The sequence below is a fragment of the Niallia sp. HCP3S3_B10 genome, from assembly GCF_052064465.1.
Taxonomy (GTDB): domain Bacteria; phylum Bacillota; class Bacilli; order Bacillales; family Cytobacillaceae; genus Niallia; species Niallia hominis.
The window spans coordinates 40,271-59,058 of record NZ_JBQHVO010000007.1 but is presented as its reverse complement, the minus strand read 5'-3'; the positions used below and the strand labels follow the sequence as shown (position 1 = coordinate 59,058).

The window sequence follows — 18,788 nt, the reverse complement described above, 5'->3', positions numbered from 1 at the left end:
TTTTATGAAAAGATTTTCGGTTGGGTTCATAATCTTAGCAACTTTATCTCATACTAGAATTGTACGTCGATAACTACTAGCAGGAGGTAACGAATAATGGCGAAACAGAAAAAATCAGAAGTAAATAACCAATGGGCAACGGCAAATACAGAAGTTACAAGCAAAAAACAGAATAAGACAGCTACAGATAATCAATGGGCTTCTACTAATAAGAAGCAGTAAATTTTAGAATAAAAGGCATACCAATATAGATGAATTGGTATGCCTTTTTGAGTTGATTATTAAATTATTTTGCAGCTTCCTGCATTGCTTTAAAACGTTCGATATCATCAGGATTTCCGAAGCTTCGTTGGTTTGTATCTAAGGAAGCAATTGTTTTTATATCTTCTGCATCAAGTGTAAAGTCGAATAAATCAGCGTTTTCCATAATACGATGCTCATGTACGGATTTAGGAATAATAATGGTATCTCGTTCTAAATGCCAGCGCAAAATAATTTGTGCAACTGTTTTATTATGCTTTTTGGCAATGGCCGCTAAAGCTGGCAAATCGAATAATCCATTTTTTCCTTGACCGAGGGGAGCCCATGCTTCATGTGCGATATTATGCTGTGCCATATAATTTCGTAATTCAACCTGTTGGAAAAGGGGATGTGTTTCTACTTGGTTTAACATTGGCGTTATTCTTGCTGTTTCGGCTAATTTCTCAAAATGGTGAATTTGGAAATTACACACGCCGATAGCACGGACTAATCCTTCTTCATAAAGATCCTCTAATGCTCTCCATGTTTCTTCAAAGCCAGGCGCTGCCCAATGAATAAGATAAAGATCTAAATAATCAAGCTGTAATTTTTTTAAGGATTCGTGAAAAGCTTTTTTTGTTTCTTCATAGCCGAAGTCGGTTACCCAAACCTTTGTTGTAATAAATAATTCCTCACGAGGCACACCAGCGGATTTAATAGCATTGCCTACAAATTCTTCATTTTCATACCTTGTAGCTGTATCAATGGACTGATATCCTTTTTTTATTGCAGAAAGGACACTTTGCTCACATTCTGTTGGATCGTTGACTAAAAAAACACCAAAGCCCAAATAAGGTATTTCTACTCCATTGCTTAGTTTTTTTGTCGAATTAATTGTTAACTCCATTATTTCACCCCGTTAGAATAGTTTTTTCTATCCTAAGCGTATCGGTTTCTGGTTGATTTTTCAAATAATTGAGATGGGTTGGGGGAGTGAGGTTTAGAAGAGGAGAGTTGCAAGAAAGAGGATGGGAATTGCAAGTAAGAGGATGGGAATTGCAAGTAAGAGGGTGGAAGTTGCAAGTAAAAGTGCCGAAGTCGCAAGTAAGAGGGTGAAAGTTGCAAGTAAAAGTCGAAGTCGCAAGTAAAAGAGCCAAAATGGCAAGTAAGAGAGAGAAAGTCGCAAGTAAAAGAGCCAAAGTTGCAAGTAAGAGAGAGAAAGTCGCAAGTAAGAGTGTGAAAGTCGCAAGTAAGAGTATGAAAGTTGCAAGTAAAAGTCGAAGTCGCAAGTAAAAGAGCCAAAGTCGCAAGTAAGAGAGAGAAAGTCGCAAGAAGGAGTGTGGAAGTCGCAAGTAAGAGTATGAAAGTTGCAAGTAAAAGTGTGGAAGTCGCAAGTAAAAGTGTGGAAGTTGCAAGAAAGAGTATGAAAGTTGCAAGTAAAAGTCGAAGTCGCAAGTAAAAGGGTGGAAGTTGCAAGAAAGAGTATGAAAGTTGCAAGTAAAAGTGTGGAAGTCGCAAGTAAAAGGGTGGAAGTTGCAAGAAAGAGTATGAAAGTTGCAAGTAAAAGTCGAAGTCGCAAGTAAAAGAGCCAAAGTCGCAAGTAAGAGAGAGAAAGTCGCAAGAAAGAGTGTGGAAGTCGCAAGTAAGAGGGTGAAAGTTGCAAATAAAAGTCGAAGTCGCAAGTAAAAGAGCCAAAGTGGCAAGTAAGAGAGGCAAAGTTGCAAGTAAAAGAGCCAAAATCGCGAGTAAAAGAGCCAAAATCGCAAGTAAAAGAGCCAAAGTCGCAAATAAGAACACCAAAGTCGCAAAAATCCCCCTCTAAATATAGCAACCATCCGCCAAAAATCGCCAAAACTAGTTTAAAGCCTATCAAAAAGGGGAATCAACTAATTAAACAAGGTATTGGTACTTAAGTGATTAAACCATTCAATTAAATAGAAAGAAAAACCCTCTATGATAGAGGGCTTTTCAACAAAACGTAATTATTTTACTGTCTCTGGTACACTCAAGCCTAATCCTTCAGCAACTTTTGTGCCGTATTCAGGATCTGCTTTGTAGAAGTGACCAATTTGACGAAGTTTGATTTCTTCTAATTCTACAGGTTTCATTGCGCCAACAATGTTTGCAACTAATCTTTCGCGTTCTTCTGTAGACATTAAGCGGTATAGGTCTCCAGCTTGCGTGTAATGATCGTTATGGTCATATGCAACACTTTCTGCTACTCCAGATACTGCGAATGGAGTTGTTTTGTTTTCAGGAGTTTCTTTTGGACCGCTAAAGCTATTTGGTTCGTAATAAACTGAACCCCCACCATTGCCATCAAAGCGCATTTGACCATCGCGTTGATAGTTATTTACTTCATTGCGAGGGCGGTTAATTGGTAGTGCATTATGGTTTGCGCCAACACGGTAACGATGTGCATCACTATAAGCAAATAAACGACCTTGTAGCATTTTGTCTGGTGAAACTTCTACACCAGGTACTAATGTTCCAGGAGAGAAAGTAGCTTGCTCTACTTCCGCAAAGTAGTTCTCTGGATTACGATTAAGCACCATACGTCCAACCTCGATTAAAGGATAATCTTTTTGTGACCATACTTTTGTTACATCGAATGGATCAAAACGATACGTATCTGCATCTTCTAATGGCATGATTTGAACATAAAGTGTCCAAGCAGGAAAGTCTCCTTTTTCAATCGCATTAAATAAATCTTCTGTATGATAATCAGGATTTTCCCCAGCAAGTTTAGCTGCTAAATTCACATCAAGGTTTTTAACCCCTTGTTCTGTTTTGAAATGATATTTTACCCACACGCCTTCTCCTTCTTCGTTCACCCATTTAAAGGTATGGCTCCCGAAACCATGCATATGACGAAGGGTTGCAGGAATACCGCGATCTGACATAAGAATGGATACTTGGTGTAAAGATTCAGGTGAATGCGACCAGAAATCCCATACAGCTGTTGGATTTTTTAAGTGTGTTTTTGGATCTCTTTTTTGTGTGTGAATGAAATCAGGGAATTTAATTGCATCGCGAATAAAGAATACAGGCGTATTGTTACCAACGATGTCGTAATTTCCGTCTTCTGTATAAAATTTCACTGCAAATCCACGTGGATCACGAACAGTATCAGCAGAACCTAATTCCCCAGCAACTGTTGAAAAACGAATGAACATTGGTGTTCTTTTACCTACTTCAGATAGGAAGTTAGCTTTTGTGTATTTTGTTAAGTCATTTGTCACTTCGAAATATCCATGAGCTCCAGCCCCTTTAGCATGAACCACACGCTCAGGCACACGTTCTCTATTAAAATGAGCTAATTTTTCAAGTAAATGGACATCTTGTATTAAAGTCGGTCCACGATGTCCAGCAGTTATGGAATTTTGGTTGTCCCCAACTGGTGCTCCCCAGCTAGTAGTTAATCGATTATTTGACATATAAAAATCACCTCATAATTTAGTTCTTTAGCATATGTATATTATAATATCATCTATAAATAAAAAATCAATATAATTTTATAATTATTATAAATAAGTTTTCAGAGGGAATAATATGATAGGGTTTTATATGCTAAGAAACAAGTAATACTTGACAATGAATAGATTTTATAGAAAAGGCTAATAGAGAAAAGAAATACATGAATGAGAATTAGGAAATATGCAAGAAGCTTATATATATGAATAGAAAATAGTTATATCCATAAATTTTATGAATGGTGTATCCGATTTATTCCTTATAATCTGCTAGGATAAAGACTGTATTTCCCTTATAATGAAAGAAAGATTTTCGTCGGAATAGATTATAGGGGGCTTTACTTCATGTTGCAAAAGGAATCAGGAAAACAGAAAAGTATTATACTAATTGGGTTTATGGGTGTAGGAAAAACAACGATTGGAAAGGCTTTAGCAAATAAACTCAAACGAGACTTTATAGATGTTGATCATCAATTAGAAAGAGAATATAACATGACAGTTACCGAAATTTTTCAATATCATGGAGAGGCGTTCTTCCGAAAAAAGGAGAAGGAGATGATTATTGCTTTATCCAAACAGACACAAAAAGTTATATCCCTTGGGGGAGGAGCTTTTTTACAAGAAGACATTCGGAAAAGCTGTCTTGAAAATGGTATCGTCTTATATTTAGACATGTCCTTTAAAGCGTGGAAGCAAAGAATTCCATTTATTATCGATAGCAGGCCAGTATTACAAGGGAAATCAGAGGAAGAGATAAAGAATTTATTTAATGAGAGAAAGGCAATCTATGTAAACCATCATTTGAAGGTGAAAATGGATGGGAAAGAGCTGGAGGAAATAGTAGAATCCGTAATAGATTCCTTGGATCTTGCTTAAATAATGATAGAGAAATTGGTTATTGGAGGGAAAAAGGTGAGTAAAAGCGTTAAAGTAAGAGATGTTTTCATTGGTGAGGGATTACCGAAAATATGTGTTTCCCTGATTGGTAGAACAGTCCAAGAGCTAAGGGAAGAGGCCGCCTTACTTAAGGAGCTTCCAATCGATATAATAGAATGGCGAAGTGATTATTTTGCAGAAGTAGATGAGATAGGCAGTGTGACAGAGGCTCTGCATCTAATAAGAAATACGATAGGAAATATTCCTTTACTATTTACTTTTCGCACAGCTAAAGAGGGTGGAGAAAGGTCGATAGAGAAGGAAGCATATTTTCATTTAAATAAAAATATGGTAGAAACAGGGCTGATTGATTTACTGGATATCGAATTATTTACGGAAGAAGATGCAATGAAGGAAGTTATCAAGCTGGCGCATTCCCATCAAATCGCTGTTATACTATCTAACCATGATTTTGAAAAAACACCATCGAAAGAGGAAATTATTTCTCGATTACAGAAAGCACAACAATTAGGTGCTGATATTCCAAAAATTGCAGTCATGCCTCAATCTGTTAAAGATGTTTTAACATTATTAGATGCAACGGCAACGATGAAGGAAATTGCTGCAGACATACCAATTGTAACAATGTCAATGGGAGGAAAAGGGGCTGTAAGTAGAATGGCAGGAGAAATATTTGGTTCAGCTATTACGTTTGCATCAGCAAAAAAAGCATCAGCACCAGGGCAAATTCCAATTGAAGAATTAAGAAATATCTTAACTACTTTACATAAAAGTTTATCGTACTCTTAACGGACAGTAGGGTTCAACTACAAGCATAGGAGCATTCGAAAACGATAGTTTCCATTATCCATCAGTGGGGAGGAATTACCACCTTGTTGGAACTTTCCCTTTATGAAAAAGGATTTCGTTTCTAGGCGAAATTCTTTTTTTATAGATTAAATGGAATAGCAAGTTAAAGATTGTCCCAAATGAAAGAGAATCGTCTATAAAACTTGCTTAAAGAAAGAAAAAGTTGGTACACTCAAACTTAAAAGATAAACATTAACGGAGCTGTTGAAATTGAATGTAGACGAAAGATTAGCACAAACAAAAACATTTTTTGCAACCCAAAAAACATTGCCTTATACATTCCGGCTGCAGCAGCTGGACAAATTGAGAAATGCTATTTTAGAAAATGAACAAAGATTAATAGAAGCTCTTCAGATAGATTTAGGAAAGCACCCTTTTGAGTCCTATACTTCGGAAATAGGTTTTGTGCTTAATAGCATACGTCACACAATGAAATGTCTTAAAAGATGGATGAAGCCTAAAAAAGTAAAGAGTACATGGAGTCTATTTCCTTCTAATGGACAGATACTTTTTGAGCCATATGGGACGGTTCTTATTATTGGTCCCTTTAATTATCCCTTTCAATTATTGATTGAACCATTAATTGGAGCAATTGCTGCAGGGAATTGCTCGATATTAAAGCCTTCCGAGCTTGTACCAACAGTTTCAGCTGTAGTAACAGATATAATTAATACTGTTTTTGAACCTTCCTATATTTGTTCTGTGGAAGGTGGAGTGGAGACAAATCAAGCGCTACTACATGCTAACTTTGATTATATTTTCTTTACCGGTAGCACAAAGGTTGGAAAAATTGTAATGGAAGCAGCTGCCAAGCAATTAACGCCTGTTACACTAGAGCTAGGAGGAAAAAGTCCCGTTATTATTGATGAAACAGCTAATTTGAAGATTGCGGCCAAGCGCATAATATGGGGAAAGACATTAAATGCTGGTCAAACTTGTGTGGCACCAGATTATATTATGGTACATGAATCGGTCAAAGATCCATTAATCGCTGAGTTGAAAAATACATTATTGAATTATTTCGGAGAAAGGATTGAAGAGAAGGAAGATTTCGGCAGAATTGTGAGCGAGCGGCATTTTCTTCGCTTACGAGAAATGCTAGAAGCGGACCGGGAAGGGATTTTATTTGGAGGAAATAGTAATATAGAAACAAGCTTTATTGAACCAACTATTCTGGATGCTACATGGGCATCCGCTTCTATGCAAGAAGAAATCTTCGGTCCAATTTTACCTATATTATCCTATTCAAAATTAGACAAAGCAGTGGAAGCGATAAAAAAGCTAGATAAACCGCTGGCCCTTTATCTTTTTACAAATAGCAAAGATACAGAAGAAAAGGTGATCCATGCCATATCATCTGGCGGAGTTTCGATAAATGATGTACTGACACATATTGTTCCTCCTAACTTGCCTTTCGGAGGAGTTGGGGCATCAGGAATGGGAGCTTATCATGGCGAATATAGCTTTACTACTTTTTCGCATCAAAGAAGTGTGCTTAGAAAAAGTGTTAGAGTAGATATCCCGATTCTTTTCCCTCCGTATACCGAAAAAAAGGATAAATTGATTCGTAAAGTGCTCAAATAATAAGCGTTAGGAGGCTGATTTATTGATTAATACACTACTAGCAGAAGCAAAAATGTTTATTGAGACGGCATATAACGAACTGAATAAGTCTGGAGAAGAGATAGAAGAAAGACTTATACAAGTGGAACAAGCCATCAATGAAAAGGGATATTATGAGCATACAGAGGAAGAACTAATATATGGAGCTAAAATGGCTTGGCGAAACAGTAATCGCTGTATCGGTCGATTATTTTGGGAAAATCTACATGTGCTAGACAAACGACATCTTAACACGGAAGAAGCAATAAAAGAGGCATTGTTCCATCATATTGCCTATGCAACAAATGGAGGGAAAATAAAGCCAACGATTACTATTTTTCAGCAAGAGACAAGAAATTCCTCTATCCGAATATGGAATCATCAGCTTATACGTTATGCTGGTTATGAAACAGAGCATGGAGTTATTGGAGATCCGGACTCTATAGCTTTTACAAAAGAGTGTATAAAGCTAGGCTGGACGGGAGAGCAAACAAATTATGATATCCTTCCACTTGTCATTCAAGTAAATGAGCAAAAGCCGAAACTATATGAAATCCCAAACGACATTGTTTTAGAAGTCCCGATTCAACATCCAGATTATCGATGGTTTGAAGAATTAGGCTTACAGTGGTATGCTGTTCCAATTATTTCTAGTATGCGCCTTGAAATTGGTGGTATTTCTTATACAGCAGCACCATTTAACGGCTGGTACATGGGTACAGAGATTGGTGCAAGAAACTTAGCGGATGAGAATCGCTATAATATGCTACCAACGATTGGGGAATGGCTTGGTCTAAACCTGAAAAGGAACGCTACTCTGTGGAAAGATAAGGCTTTAGTGGAATTAAATATTGCTGTATTGGACTCTTTTCAAAAAGCAGGTGTAACAATTGTTGATCACCATACCGCAGCACAGCAATTTAAGATATTTGAAAATAAAGAGGCAGAAAAAGGGAGAGATATTACAGGCAATTGGGCATGGCTAATTCCACCGCTATCTCCTGCAACTACCCATATTTTTCATAAACGCTACAATAATGAAGGCAAAAAACCAAATTATTTTAATCAGAAATATCCTTTTAACGAAAAAAATTAGAGTGGAACGAAGATGTGGCTTAGTTCCCTCTAAATTCAGTAATACCAAATGTTTGATCATAGTTATAGCCATTAAAATAAATATCTAAGTCATGAAAATATCGATGCAGATTTCGCATAGCACTACGATCATCTTTTTCTGCTACAATCTGAGCATTTGCAGCGATATCTTTCATGTCTAGTTCTATTTCTTCATCGGAGACTTTAATGTCCTTTATCTCATCAAGAATGGAAAGTGCTGCTTCTTTCTGTTCTTCATAGCTTGTCGTTTCCAATCTTCCCCAACCTAATGTTTCATTATAAAAATCATGCCAAATAGAAATAAACGTGTGTCCGCTCGTTCCATCTGCTAAAGTGACAACTTCCTCATTGACAGGAGTATTAACTTTTTCCGTATCAAAAGATTCTTCTACTTCGGTAGATGCTTCCTTCACGACGGACCGCTCATTATTTGTTTGTAAGGGCGAATCACTGTCAAATAGTGTTTGTATGACAAAAAAGGAAGAAACGCCAATAGCAGTAACTGTTAGTAGGATAGCAATAGTCCAAGTCCAAAATTTCATCTGTAAAATATTCCCTCCTTTTGAAATACTCAACTATTAGTCTATCATTTGTAAAATATGAATTCAATGTTTCGAAAAAAGTTACCGTAAATAACGAATTTCTCTTTCAGCATGCATAAATTAACAGAGCTTGGATAAGGTAAAAAAAAGGGGTGTTCGTATGGAAGGAGAAAGAGATTTACCTATAGAGTTTAGTAATCATATGCACCATGCGTTGGCCCATTTACAAGATAAAATTGGCGAACTCCAGCGTACGATGGATGAAAAAAATTGCTGCATCTTGAATGACTTTGAAGAAGTAAATAAACAATTTAAAAGTATTCATCATAGTGCTGCTACCTTCTATTTACAATTATATTTAGAGCCATATACAGAGGATTTAGAAATTCTTACAGCATGTGCCCAAGTCTTATCAGAGAAACGTCATGGTGCACTAATTGCCATTAAACGTAATGATGAATTAGAAACACGTGTTCATTCAGGAATTCCTTTGCATGCAAAATTATCTCCGTCTCTATTAGAAGCAATATTCTATCCGGGTAATCCTTTGCACGATGGAGGGGTACTAATTGAGGAGAACGCAATTGTTTCAGCCGGAAATATTTTCCCTTCCTCTCTTCATTACAATGGGAAGGAAAAATTGGGGACAAGACACCGAGCAGCCATTGGTTTAAGTGAGATAACTGATGCATTAGTTATAGTCGTTTCCGAGGAAACAGGCAGAATATCGTTCGCCTTGGGGGGCGTTTTATATCCTATACAGCCTGGAGGAATAACAAGCTAGGATAGTGCTATCTTAAACTAGAGAAAAAAATTGCCAAAAAAGGGACTTAAATATCCCCTTTTGGCTATCAATTAATACTTGTCTTTTTCCTTTAAGCTATAGGATATTTTTCAAAGTTTCTTGCAGTGTACCTCTTGTTTCTGCATTTTGTTCGAAATGAATGCCAGCATGCACCATTTTTTTTACTAATTCTGGCCTTAATCCAGTCAGAATTGCTTTGCAACCCATCATTGAAATTCCTGCTAATATTTTTTCGAAGTAATCTATTACATCCATTTCCATTATGGCAATACCAGAAAGGTCTATAACTAATATTTGGATTTTGGATTCTCCTATATCATTTAGAACCTTTTCCTCAATTATTTTAATTCTGTATGAATCAATAAAACCGATTAACGGTAAAACAGAAATAGATTGTTTAATTGGAATAATTGGGACGGATAAATGTTCCACTACTTCTCTTTGTTTATGTAGCATTTCATCCTTGTAATGAGAATAGCTAAGAAAAAAGGTATTTAAAAATTGATCTATTTTTTCATTAAATAATTTTTCCATCCCGTAATACTCATCACGATTTTTCAATATATCTTTTTCCTCATCTATTATCCGTATAAAGTGCCATAACGTTCTTCTTATCGCTTGCACCCATTCAAGCTTTAATTCAAGTGTTAAAGAGTGTTTTGCCCATGCAATTCCTTCAACTTTCGCAAAAGAGATTAGTTCTGCTTCTTGTTGATCCACTGTATAAAAAATTAATTTTTTGGCGTTTTTTAATAAATCGATATTTCCTTTGTTCAAAATATCTGTAATTTTGGTGGAAACGTTTATTGCTTCAGTAAGAAGTTTTTGATTGAATGGTGTTTCATTTTCGTTAATGAAAGTTTTTAATTCTTCCTTTATGTAAGCTATTGTATTCATACAACTACTCCCCTGGATTAATTTAAGGTAGTAAAGCACTAATTTACAATAAAAACTAATAACAAGAAGTATCTACCCTATTGTTAAGGTGATTAAACATATATTTTAGTTTAAAAGTATTTGGAGAATATCGATAAAATTCCTTGCTGAAATGATAAAGGACAATACTAGAATCAAATGATAATAGATGGTAGTTTGTACCAAGTAACATATTACTCATCAATGAAAAAAATAAAGTACTTAAAGATGGTGCCTAAGGAACATTATTCAGACATAATTGATTTTTCTTATTATTTTCTCTTGTGTGTGATTTCCTTTAAAGATATAATAAAACTAACTTATAAAAGAAAAGAGGTGGGAAGGATGTTAAGTTCAACTGTTTTAGTGCAAGGTTATATGATGGAAAGTTTATATATTAACCGTGCAAAATTTGCGATCGTAGTTGTTAACGGGATAAGTATGCCCTTTTTTAAACAACTAAATAGCAAACTAAAACAGTGAAAACATCTCTTACCCACATCTCTATTTGGACGGTTAAAGGAGTGCATTTTCATGCACTCCTTTTTTAAATGGCTTTACCAAAGCAGAATGGAATGTCATTTATTAATAGAAAGGAGCCAGTATGCAACTATATATGGCTCTTTCTAAAAGTATATTTAGAGGTATTTATATTTAATGGAAAAAGTGTACCTATCTTTTTCCTTAAATAATGCCATGGAGAACTTTGTTTTCCATGGCTTTTTTTGCGTTGCTAAAAGTGGACTAAACCGTCCATGAAAGAGTCAGGGAAAAGAGATAATCATAGAAAAAGGAGCGAGCAGAATTATGATTATTTGCAGTGTCAATCATATAGCGAAGATGTACGGAGGAAATACTATATTTGAAGACATATCATTAGAGTTAAAGGAAAAAGAAAGAGTTGGTCTTGTTGGAAGAAATGGGAGCGGGAAGACCACATTATTTCGATTACTTGCAGGGCAGGAAACACCTGATGCTGGACAAATCCATTGGAAAAAAGGATTAAAGATTGGATATTTAGAACAAATTCCGGAATATGAACAATCTATGAAGGTGAAGGAAGTATTAAAAAAGGCATTTTCTGACCTTGAAACAATAGAAGGGAAGATAAAACAGATGGAACAGGAAATGGCGCAGGATATCAATCCAGAACAGCTATTGCTATTAATGGAGGAATATGGAAAATCGCAAGAGTATTTTACGAATGCTGGTGGATATGAAATGGAAGCAAAAATAGAGAAAATGGTTAATGGGCTAAAAATTGAGCAGTTAGTCATGAAAGAATATGGAGCTTTAAGTGGAGGGGAAAAAACAAAGGTTGGTTTAGCGATGCTACTCCTCCAAGAACCTGATTTTCTTTTATTGGATGAACCGACGAACCATTTGGATTTAATGGCAGTCGAGTGGCTTGGGAAATTTCTTCAGGATTATCATGGTACCATTTTAGTGGTTTCCCATGATCGCTACTTTTTAGATGAAGTGATTCAAAAGGTGGTAGATTTAGAAGATGGGGAAGTAACAACCTACTATACTAATTTTACAAATTTTACAAAGGAAAAGGAAGAAAGGCTTTTAAGAGAGTTTCAGGCATATGAGGAACAGCAAAAGAAAATCAAGAAAATGAGAGAAGCAATCAAACGACTTCGTGAATGGGCGAATAGGGCGAATCCGCCTAATGAAGGATTGCATAAGCGAGCGAGAAATATGGAAAGGGCTATCGAAAGAATGGAAAAACTAGCTCGCCCCATTATAAATAGAAAGAAAATGAATTTTGACATGGAAGCAAGTGACCGAAGTGGGAAGGATGTTATTCAGCTGAAGAATGTATCAAAAAGCTTTGGCGATCAACTATTGTTTCAACAAGTTCAAATGCAAATAAGCTATAAAGACAGAGCGGCAATTATTGGAGAGAATGGATCGGGGAAATCAACTTTGTTGAAGATGATTCTTCAACAAATGGATCCAGATATAGGAGAAGTCAAAATGGGAAGTAACGTGAAAATTGGCTATCTTTCTCAGCATGTATTAATGGAAATGGAAGGGGAAACAGTGATCGAAGCTTTTCGAAATGAAGTGCATGTGACAGAGGGGGAGGCACGGCATATTTTAGCTCAATTTCTCTTTTACGGTTATTCCGTTTTTCGAAAGGTCAGCAATTTAAGTGGAGGAGAAAGAATGAGGCTTCGCTTAGCCCAGCTTATGTATCAAGAAATCAATCTATTAATTCTAGATGAGCCAACGAATCATTTAGATATAGAGTCCCGTGAAGTATTAGAAGAGGCTTTAGAAGATTTTGATGGCACGATTCTTGCTGTTTCCCATGATCGCTATTTTCTAAATAAACTATTTCAAAAAATTTATTGGATTCAAACAAAGGAAGTTCACTATTTTGAGGGGAACTACACGTATGCACGCGAAAAGTCGACGGAAAGACAAACGTCCAAGAATCTACAAACTAATCCAGTAAAATCAAAAAAAGAGAAGAAGGCCACAATTAAGGAAAAACAGGAGAGGGAAGCTTCTTTTAATCAAATTCAATTGGAAAAGGAAGTAGAAGGATTGGAAAAAAAGATTTCAGAATTAGAGAAAATAATGGAAATAGAAACGGATTGGGGTAAATTGGAGCAGTTGTTTTCTAAAAAGGAGGAGCTTGAAAGACAGTGGGAGGAACTATATGGACTTATGAATCGTAAGTAAAAAGGAGAAAGGCTGTCAATCATTCAGCCTTTCTCCTTTTTTATAAACTATCTGCACAACGTTTACGAATATACCCTTTATCTTTATGGTAAAGGACTAATGCGACGATTAGAATAATTGCCGATACCCATATGGCTTTATTGCCAAATTGAGTGGTTGTAAAGGTACCAAGTAATGCCCCAAATAAAAAGGAGCCGATAATAATGGAAAACTCTTTAAATTGGATCTTCGCTTCTTGACTTTGTTTTGTAAAAGCAGCATAAGCGGCTTGAGTTGCAGTTCTTAGATTCCCAGTAGTCATTGTTGAATTATATGCCCATTTATCTAACTTGTTAAATGTTGATATTTGTAAAGAAGATACAAATGAGATGCTGGTTGTAACAATGATGTTCGGAACAGATGTTGGCAAGAATCCGACTATAATTAAGACGATACATTCTAAAATAAGGATTGATCGTCTATAGCTGTATAGGATTTCCCTTAGAGAAGGTATTTTGACAATTTCAGAAACCAAGACTCCTAAGACAAAGGCTATTAATGGCGGGATATAATGAAGGGATTCCACCCATTCACCTGTTGCAGCGTTTACTGCGAATAAAACGATATTCCCTGTTTGTGCATTGGCAAATACACCGTCTCTACTAATAAATGTATAAGCATCTAAAAAACCACCAACTATTCCTAATAAAGAAGCTAGGAATACGGAATTAGAGGATAAGGAAGGTATTGGTTTGATTTTATCAATCATGAATAATTACGCTCCTTGCAGGATAATTCTTTCCAGTAAAAATGTTTAGGAAAAACATTATAATCTTACCATAAGTTATTGGATGATTATTTGAACAAAAACCGAATTTTTTATTGTTGGTGTCAAAATAATAGAAAAGAATAAAAAGGGAGTAGATGGTACTTTAGAGGATATGATATCGTTAAATTTAAATCAAGGTGTACATATTTAGATGCCTATCATTTTTAGTCAATATGTTTATAAATAAACTAACAGTTACTATTCAAAAAAACTCCTTAAATTTTAGGAGTTGGAAAGGGAGGATTAATTGATAGTTTTTTTATTTTTTCAGCGATAAATTCTATGGCTTTTTCATTTTCTTGGACTTCGAATATCGCAATTGCTTTCTGGTAGTATTCAATGCATTTTTCCATTTCCTCTGTTTGAACTTCATAGTTATACCCAATATGGTAAGTCAACTCTCCTAAAAGATACATAAGGTTTGTTTCCTTACAATAGTTAATGCCCATTTTGCACATTTTAATAGAATTTTCCTTTTCTCCTAATCTTGTTTTTACTTTCGAAAGATTATAAATAATTCTAATATAAATAGTTGGATCCTTTAATGGCCATTTTCTCTTCAATACATTCCATGCATCCATATAGTACTTATCTGCTTTTTCAAACATTTCTATTTCTGCATGAAGAGCAGCTAATGAATTTAAAATCTCAAGTTCTCTCTCTGAAAAGGAGCGGTTCTCATTACTAGAACGACTAATAGCCAATGATTGATTTAAAAAATCAACAGCATTCTGGAAATTTTGGTATACATAATAAGAGACCATTCCTTTATGCCAAAGAATAACCTGTTTTAATTCAGATTGTTTAAATACCGGATGGTGTTCTTCCTTTTTAATAAGATTTTCTACTTCCTTATAATCATGTTCTCTAACAGCTTTTCGTAATAATTGATAAAAGTGGTGAACATAGTCAGGTTTGGGAATTTTGGAGAATCGAAAGAAATGTTCCATATCTACATCAAGCTTCTTTGCTAGTTGATATAAAATAGTTGCAGAGGGATATGTTTCTCACTTTTCAATTTTACTAATCATCGATTGGTCACATATGCCTTTGCATAAAGATGCTTGAGTCATAGTTAGTGATTTTCTTAATCTTCTAATTTCCTGCCCTACTTTATTATCCATGTATCCATCATTCCTTCAAAAATATTCCTATCTTCATATTGTACAACGAAAATAGGATGAAATACTTAAATATTGTACTTTATTGGTGAAAATTCAGTGAATTTGTAAAATACAGTGTTTTTAATTATGCATTAAAATCAGGCTAAGAAATATACAGAAAGGGATTGAAAAAATGAAGAAAATAATAAAAAGTCTTTTTACTGTTGGTTTAGCTTTTACACTGTTTTACATACCTAATAGCAATATGTTGATAGAAATTTCTTTTAACAATACTGTTACAATTACAGAATTTCCATATGAACATTAAATAGCACTTATTTTAAATACAATATTAAACTATTTATGAATGGTTGATTTTCAAAAAAATACTCACTTTCATCCGCTAGTAATCTACCATACAGGTCACTGATAGATTCTAAATAAATAATCATTATTAAAGAGGGGAATTTTAAATGAGAAAAAACTAATAACTTTTGCTTTTATTTTTGCAACTGCTCTAACAATTTTAACACCTTCTGCTTTTGCAGCGAAAAAGAATTTTTCTTTTAGTGTAACTCCTTCTATAAGCAATGGTACAGCATACTCTGCCCCCAATCCTAAAGATGATAATGAGCAAAATGCATATATTTATACAACTAGTCACAATATTATCAGTTCTGATAAATTTTATTATAGAGTGAAGCGTAGTGCGAGTACTTCTTCCACATCATATACTGGCTTTATTCGTGTGACTCCAAATAATGCATCAAAAATTGTGAATAGTTATCACACTTACGCTGGAAAAGGGACATCATTAGTTCTTCAAGCTGATACTGACCTGTATTCAGTACATGCGGAAGGCTACTGGTACTCTTAAAAATATTAAGCAATTAGCTTAAAACCTTAGATCGTTTACCTGTGACGATCTATTTTTTGATAATCTTAGAACGGAGGTTTCCCAGTGAAAAAAATAATATATTTTTTATTTTTGTGTCTATCATCTTTTATACTAACAGCTTGTTTTCCAGAGGGGGAAAAGAATAGTAATTCTTCCGAAGAAATAAAGCTTGATCAGCAGGATGGGACTACACCTGAATTTATTGAGGAGAAAATAGAAAATAACTTAGTAATTAAAGCAAGAGTAGTCGGATTTGATCATGTTAACTTAAAAAGAAGTTCTATTTCATTGAAAGTATTTGACGAGGAAAAAGTAAAGGATATATTTTTAGTAGATAATACAATAATAGAGACAAACGAAGTACAGAATGGTTTCTTTCCTGAGTATACAGATAAGTACTTTGAACTTTCAGATGATACTTCTCTAAGTTTGGAAATGGGCTCAGTTACTTATAGAACTCCATTTTATATGAATCGTGAGTACGATAGTGTTATCTCAAATGCTACGTATTTTGTTCGTGATGATTTAGAAAGTGTATTTAAAGCTAATTCACTTGAGCATATATCAAAAGAGGATGCGATTAATCAAGTAAAAGAGACTGCGGAAGAATTGGGAATTGATGATTTAGGTATGCCACAGGTTATTTCTCTTGATTTAAAAACATTAGAGCAGGAATGGGAAGACTATGAAATGAAAGATGGAAGTCATCCTCGCCAATGGGAGAAAGACGATGAGGCGTATGCTGTCATATTTCCAATCAGCTATGACAAGATAAATATAACGAATAAGGGTTATTTTTCGCTGAATAGCAGTAGTGGTATTCCTGTTATTGGAAGTCGTATACTAGGTATTGTAAACAAGGGTGGCTTAATTTATATGACAGCAAATGGAATATATGATATTGGTGAAACCGTTAAGGAAAAGATAAAGCCAATATCTATTGAAAAAGCAATTACTAAATTACAAGATAAATATAAAGATACTTTACTAACCGATTTGGTGACTATTTCGAAAATTGCCTTAGAATATGTGCCAGTAATAGCTGAAAATAAAGGAATAGAATATGAGCTTGTTCCTTGTTGGGTGTTTACAGCAAATCAAGAAATAACGGTAACAGATAGTAAGGGGACATCTCAGAGTTCATCTGAATTCTCTATCATTTTTAATGCAGAGACTGGTGAAGAAATCCTTATAGGGGGAGAATACTGATGATGAAGAGAAGAGCTTTATCAATGTCTTTCATGCAAGTATATACCTCGAAAGTTTTTTATCTTGCTATTATTGGAGTTACTGTACTATGTTTTATTAGTGTATGGGATTCTTTAAAAATGCCAGGGGTTTCGGTTAGTTATTTGATCGAGATATTTATTGGGCTGGCCATGTTTAAAAAAATAGTCGTTCTATTTGCGGCCATTCCTTTTGTTTCAAGTTTTTGTTCAGATTGGAAATGCCAGTACATTAAGCCAGTTATTATTCGTTCTGGAATAAATATATATATAAGGGCTAAAATCATTACTTGCTTTGTTACGGGGTTAATGACAGTATTTTTAGGTTTATTATTATTCATTTTAGTATTATCTTTCAGAATGCCGATTTTTCCTGTGGGGAATTACGAGAATATGATCAATCTTCCTCTTGCCCCCCTAGCAACTAGTTTTTTCCCGATTAGTTATATAGTTGCAAGATGCTTTGTGTTTAGTCTATCAGCAGCTTTATGGAGTGTTGTTGGTTTAACTGTATCTGCATTTATTCCCATTCACTTTGTAGCGATTGCCTCGACCGTTATTGCAAGTTATTTTTTGGAGCAAATAACGTATTTTTATCTACCAGATTGGTTAAATCTTTACAAATTGACAGGAAGTGAAGATGTCATTCATCAAGGTCCTTACATAAGTTTATTCTATTTTATATTTGTATTTGTATCATTTTCAGCATTGGCAGGATTGTTGTTTCAATATCAAGTAAAGAGGCGAATAAATAATGAAGTTGTTTAATGTAGCAAGCTATGTTTGTTTGCAAAACTTTCGTAAATGGCAAGTAGATTATCGAGTATGGATTATTGCCATTTTACTTTTTATGTTTACTCAAATATTCACAAAAGAAATTATTGAATTTTCTAAAGCAATCAATATAGAGGTCACTCCATGGATTTTTCCATTTTTATTTACACAAAAATTTGTTAAGCTATTATTTTTCTTTCCATTGATCTTGCTTTTTTGTGATGCACCATTTATTGATGATAACCAAGCATATGTAATCGCACGGAGTGGTCGGATTCCATGGAGTATTGGACAAATTGCGTATATTATAATTGCCTCTTCTATATACTTTCTATTTCTCCTGTTCTTAACTATTATTATTAATATCTCTCATATACAATTTACAAGCAGTTGGGGAAAAGTACTCGGAACGCTTGCTAATACGAATGCTTCTTCGGTAATAGGCCTCAAAACATTTGTGTCGAGAAATATTTTATATTATTTCACTCCTCTACAAGCAATGTGGTTTACATTTTTTCTGTCTTGGTTAGTAGGTATTGTTTTGGGATTAGTAATCTATGTCATTAATTCAATATCAAATACGAGAATATGGGGGGTATTAACAGCATCTTTTTTACTTGTACTCGATGCTACAGTAACTGGTTTTCCCTCCATCTATCGATTTTCACCTGTTTCATGGAGCAATTTAGATAGAATCGACATTAATGGGACAACCCAGATGCCATCTATTTCGTATATTTATATTGGTCTAGCTATTCTTATAATTGGGATGATTATTTTAGGCATAATAGCTAACCGAAAACAATCTATCCATGTATTACCACCTATTTAAAAGAGAGGAGT

The 18,788-nt window shown here is 34.8% G+C and carries 22 protein-coding genes; 16 read left to right on the top strand and 6 right to left on the bottom strand.

What is annotated here, in order from left to right; all coding sequences use genetic code 11:
* Positions 1-96: 96 nt before the first annotated feature.
* A complete protein-coding gene (locus ACTNDN_RS05710; protein ID WP_268817797.1) occupies positions 97-222 on the top strand; it encodes a hypothetical protein in 126 nt (41 codons plus the stop codon).
* A 64-nt stretch (positions 223-286) separates the two neighbouring features.
* Here the strand turns inward: ACTNDN_RS05710 and ACTNDN_RS05705 are convergent, their stop codons facing one another.
* Positions 287-1,147: an aldo/keto reductase gene (locus ACTNDN_RS05705; protein ID WP_441130853.1), complete on the bottom strand. Its 861-nt coding sequence runs from the start codon at positions 1,145-1,147 to the stop codon at positions 287-289.
* 86 nt (positions 1,148-1,233) lie between these two features.
* On the opposite strand from ACTNDN_RS05705, the gene ACTNDN_RS05700 reads away from it, so the two are divergent.
* The 5 genes from ACTNDN_RS05700 (at position 1,234) to ACTNDN_RS05680 (ending at position 2,153) form a co-directional block, all read left to right on the top strand.
* On the top strand, positions 1,234-1,356 hold the full coding sequence (locus ACTNDN_RS05700; protein WP_441130852.1) for a hypothetical protein: 123 nt from the start codon (positions 1,234-1,236) through the stop codon (positions 1,354-1,356).
* A gap of 3 nt (positions 1,357-1,359) precedes the next feature.
* Positions 1,360-1,533, top strand: a complete 174-nt coding sequence (locus tag ACTNDN_RS05695; protein WP_441130851.1) for a hypothetical protein — start codon at positions 1,360-1,362, stop codon at positions 1,531-1,533.
* Positions 1,505-1,699: a hypothetical protein gene (locus ACTNDN_RS05690; protein ID WP_441130850.1), complete on the top strand. Its 195-nt coding sequence runs from the start codon at positions 1,505-1,507 to the stop codon at positions 1,697-1,699. The genes ACTNDN_RS05695 and ACTNDN_RS05690 overlap by 29 nt, the downstream gene beginning before the upstream one ends.
* Positions 1,671-1,823, top strand: coding sequence for a hypothetical protein (locus ACTNDN_RS05685; protein ID WP_441130849.1), 153 nt, complete (start codon positions 1,671-1,673; stop codon positions 1,821-1,823). Before ACTNDN_RS05690 ends, ACTNDN_RS05685 begins: the two co-directional genes overlap by 29 nt.
* Positions 1,824-1,958: 135 nt before the next feature.
* Entirely contained in the window at positions 1,959-2,153 is a 195-nt protein-coding gene (locus tag ACTNDN_RS05680) for a hypothetical protein (RefSeq protein ID WP_441130848.1), read from the top strand.
* 69 nt (positions 2,154-2,222) lie between these two features.
* Here the strand turns inward: ACTNDN_RS05680 and katA are convergent, their stop codons facing one another.
* Entirely contained in the window at positions 2,223-3,677 is a 1,455-nt protein-coding gene (katA, locus tag ACTNDN_RS05675; RefSeq protein WP_031538918.1) for a catalase KatA, read from the bottom strand.
* Between the two features lie 381 nt (positions 3,678-4,058).
* Here katA and ACTNDN_RS05670 point away from each other — a divergent pair, with 381 nt between their 5' ends.
* The 4 genes from ACTNDN_RS05670 to ACTNDN_RS05655 all read left to right on the top strand — a co-directional run bounded on the left by ACTNDN_RS05670 (position 4,059) and on the right by ACTNDN_RS05655 (position 8,157).
* The gene (locus ACTNDN_RS05670) at positions 4,059-4,589 is read left to right on the top strand and encodes a shikimate kinase (RefSeq protein WP_031538917.1); all 531 of its coding nucleotides are present in this window, start codon (positions 4,059-4,061) and stop codon (positions 4,587-4,589) included.
* A 36-nt stretch (positions 4,590-4,625) separates the two neighbouring features.
* Positions 4,626-5,399 carry a type I 3-dehydroquinate dehydratase gene (aroD, locus tag ACTNDN_RS05665; RefSeq protein ID WP_284561422.1) on the top strand — a complete coding sequence of 258 codons (774 nt, stop codon included), beginning with the start codon at positions 4,626-4,628 and terminating at the stop codon, positions 5,397-5,399.
* A 270-nt stretch (positions 5,400-5,669) separates the two neighbouring features.
* Complete coding sequence (locus ACTNDN_RS05660; protein WP_441130847.1) at positions 5,670-7,043, top strand: aldehyde dehydrogenase; 1,374 nt, start codon at positions 5,670-5,672, stop codon at positions 7,041-7,043.
* Between the two features lie 22 nt (positions 7,044-7,065).
* Entirely contained in the window at positions 7,066-8,157 is a 1,092-nt protein-coding gene (locus ACTNDN_RS05655; RefSeq protein WP_441130846.1) for a nitric oxide synthase oxygenase, read from the top strand.
* A gap of 19 nt (positions 8,158-8,176) precedes the next feature.
* Here the strand turns inward: ACTNDN_RS05655 and ACTNDN_RS05650 are convergent, their stop codons facing one another.
* Entirely contained in the window at positions 8,177-8,719 is a 543-nt protein-coding gene (locus tag ACTNDN_RS05650; RefSeq protein ID WP_284561420.1) for a hypothetical protein, read from the bottom strand.
* Between the two features lie 160 nt (positions 8,720-8,879).
* On the opposite strand from ACTNDN_RS05650, the gene cdaS reads away from it, so the two are divergent.
* Positions 8,880-9,503 (top strand): sporulation-specific diadenylate cyclase CdaS, encoded by a 624-nt coding sequence (cdaS, locus tag ACTNDN_RS05645; RefSeq protein WP_251628098.1) that lies wholly within the window; start codon positions 8,880-8,882, stop codon positions 9,501-9,503.
* A gap of 96 nt (positions 9,504-9,599) precedes the next feature.
* Here the strand turns inward: cdaS and ACTNDN_RS05640 are convergent, their stop codons facing one another.
* Positions 9,600-10,421: an STAS domain-containing protein gene (locus ACTNDN_RS05640; RefSeq protein WP_251628096.1), complete on the bottom strand. Its 822-nt coding sequence runs from the start codon at positions 10,419-10,421 to the stop codon at positions 9,600-9,602.
* 363 nt (positions 10,422-10,784) lie between these two features.
* Between ACTNDN_RS05640 and ACTNDN_RS05635 the strand changes: the two genes are divergently transcribed.
* Positions 10,785-10,922, top strand: a complete 138-nt coding sequence (locus tag ACTNDN_RS05635; protein WP_251628094.1) for an RAxF-45 family protein — start codon at positions 10,785-10,787, stop codon at positions 10,920-10,922.
* 324 nt (positions 10,923-11,246) lie between these two features.
* Positions 11,247-13,136 (top strand): ribosomal protection-like ABC-F family protein, encoded by a 1,890-nt coding sequence (gene abc-f / locus ACTNDN_RS05630; RefSeq protein WP_441130845.1) that lies wholly within the window; start codon positions 11,247-11,249, stop codon positions 13,134-13,136.
* A gap of 40 nt (positions 13,137-13,176) precedes the next feature.
* Here abc-f and ACTNDN_RS05625 read toward each other — a convergent pair whose 3' ends face one another.
* Complete coding sequence (locus ACTNDN_RS05625) at positions 13,177-13,884, bottom strand: YoaK family protein (protein WP_031538907.1); 708 nt, start codon at positions 13,882-13,884, stop codon at positions 13,177-13,179.
* 275 nt (positions 13,885-14,159) lie between these two features.
* Positions 14,160-14,894 (bottom strand): hypothetical protein, encoded by a 735-nt coding sequence (locus ACTNDN_RS05620; protein ID WP_441130844.1) that lies wholly within the window; start codon positions 14,892-14,894, stop codon positions 14,160-14,162.
* Between the two features lie 1,114 nt (positions 14,895-16,008).
* Here ACTNDN_RS05620 and ACTNDN_RS05615 point away from each other — a divergent pair.
* Genes ACTNDN_RS05615 through ACTNDN_RS05605 form a run of 3 tightly spaced genes read left to right on the top strand, consistent with a single transcriptional unit; the run spans position 16,009 to position 18,777 of the window.
* The gene (locus tag ACTNDN_RS05615; protein WP_235248274.1) at positions 16,009-17,154 is read left to right on the top strand and encodes a DUF6034 family protein; all 1,146 of its coding nucleotides are present in this window, start codon (positions 16,009-16,011) and stop codon (positions 17,152-17,154) included.
* The gene (locus ACTNDN_RS05610) at positions 17,154-17,939 is read left to right on the top strand and encodes a hypothetical protein (RefSeq protein WP_235248272.1); all 786 of its coding nucleotides are present in this window, start codon (positions 17,154-17,156) and stop codon (positions 17,937-17,939) included. Before ACTNDN_RS05615 ends, ACTNDN_RS05610 begins: the two co-directional genes overlap by 1 nt.
* The gene (locus ACTNDN_RS05605; RefSeq protein WP_441130843.1) at positions 17,926-18,777 is read left to right on the top strand and encodes a hypothetical protein; all 852 of its coding nucleotides are present in this window, start codon (positions 17,926-17,928) and stop codon (positions 18,775-18,777) included. The genes ACTNDN_RS05610 and ACTNDN_RS05605 overlap by 14 nt, the downstream gene beginning before the upstream one ends.
* Positions 18,778-18,788 lie beyond the last annotated feature (11 nt).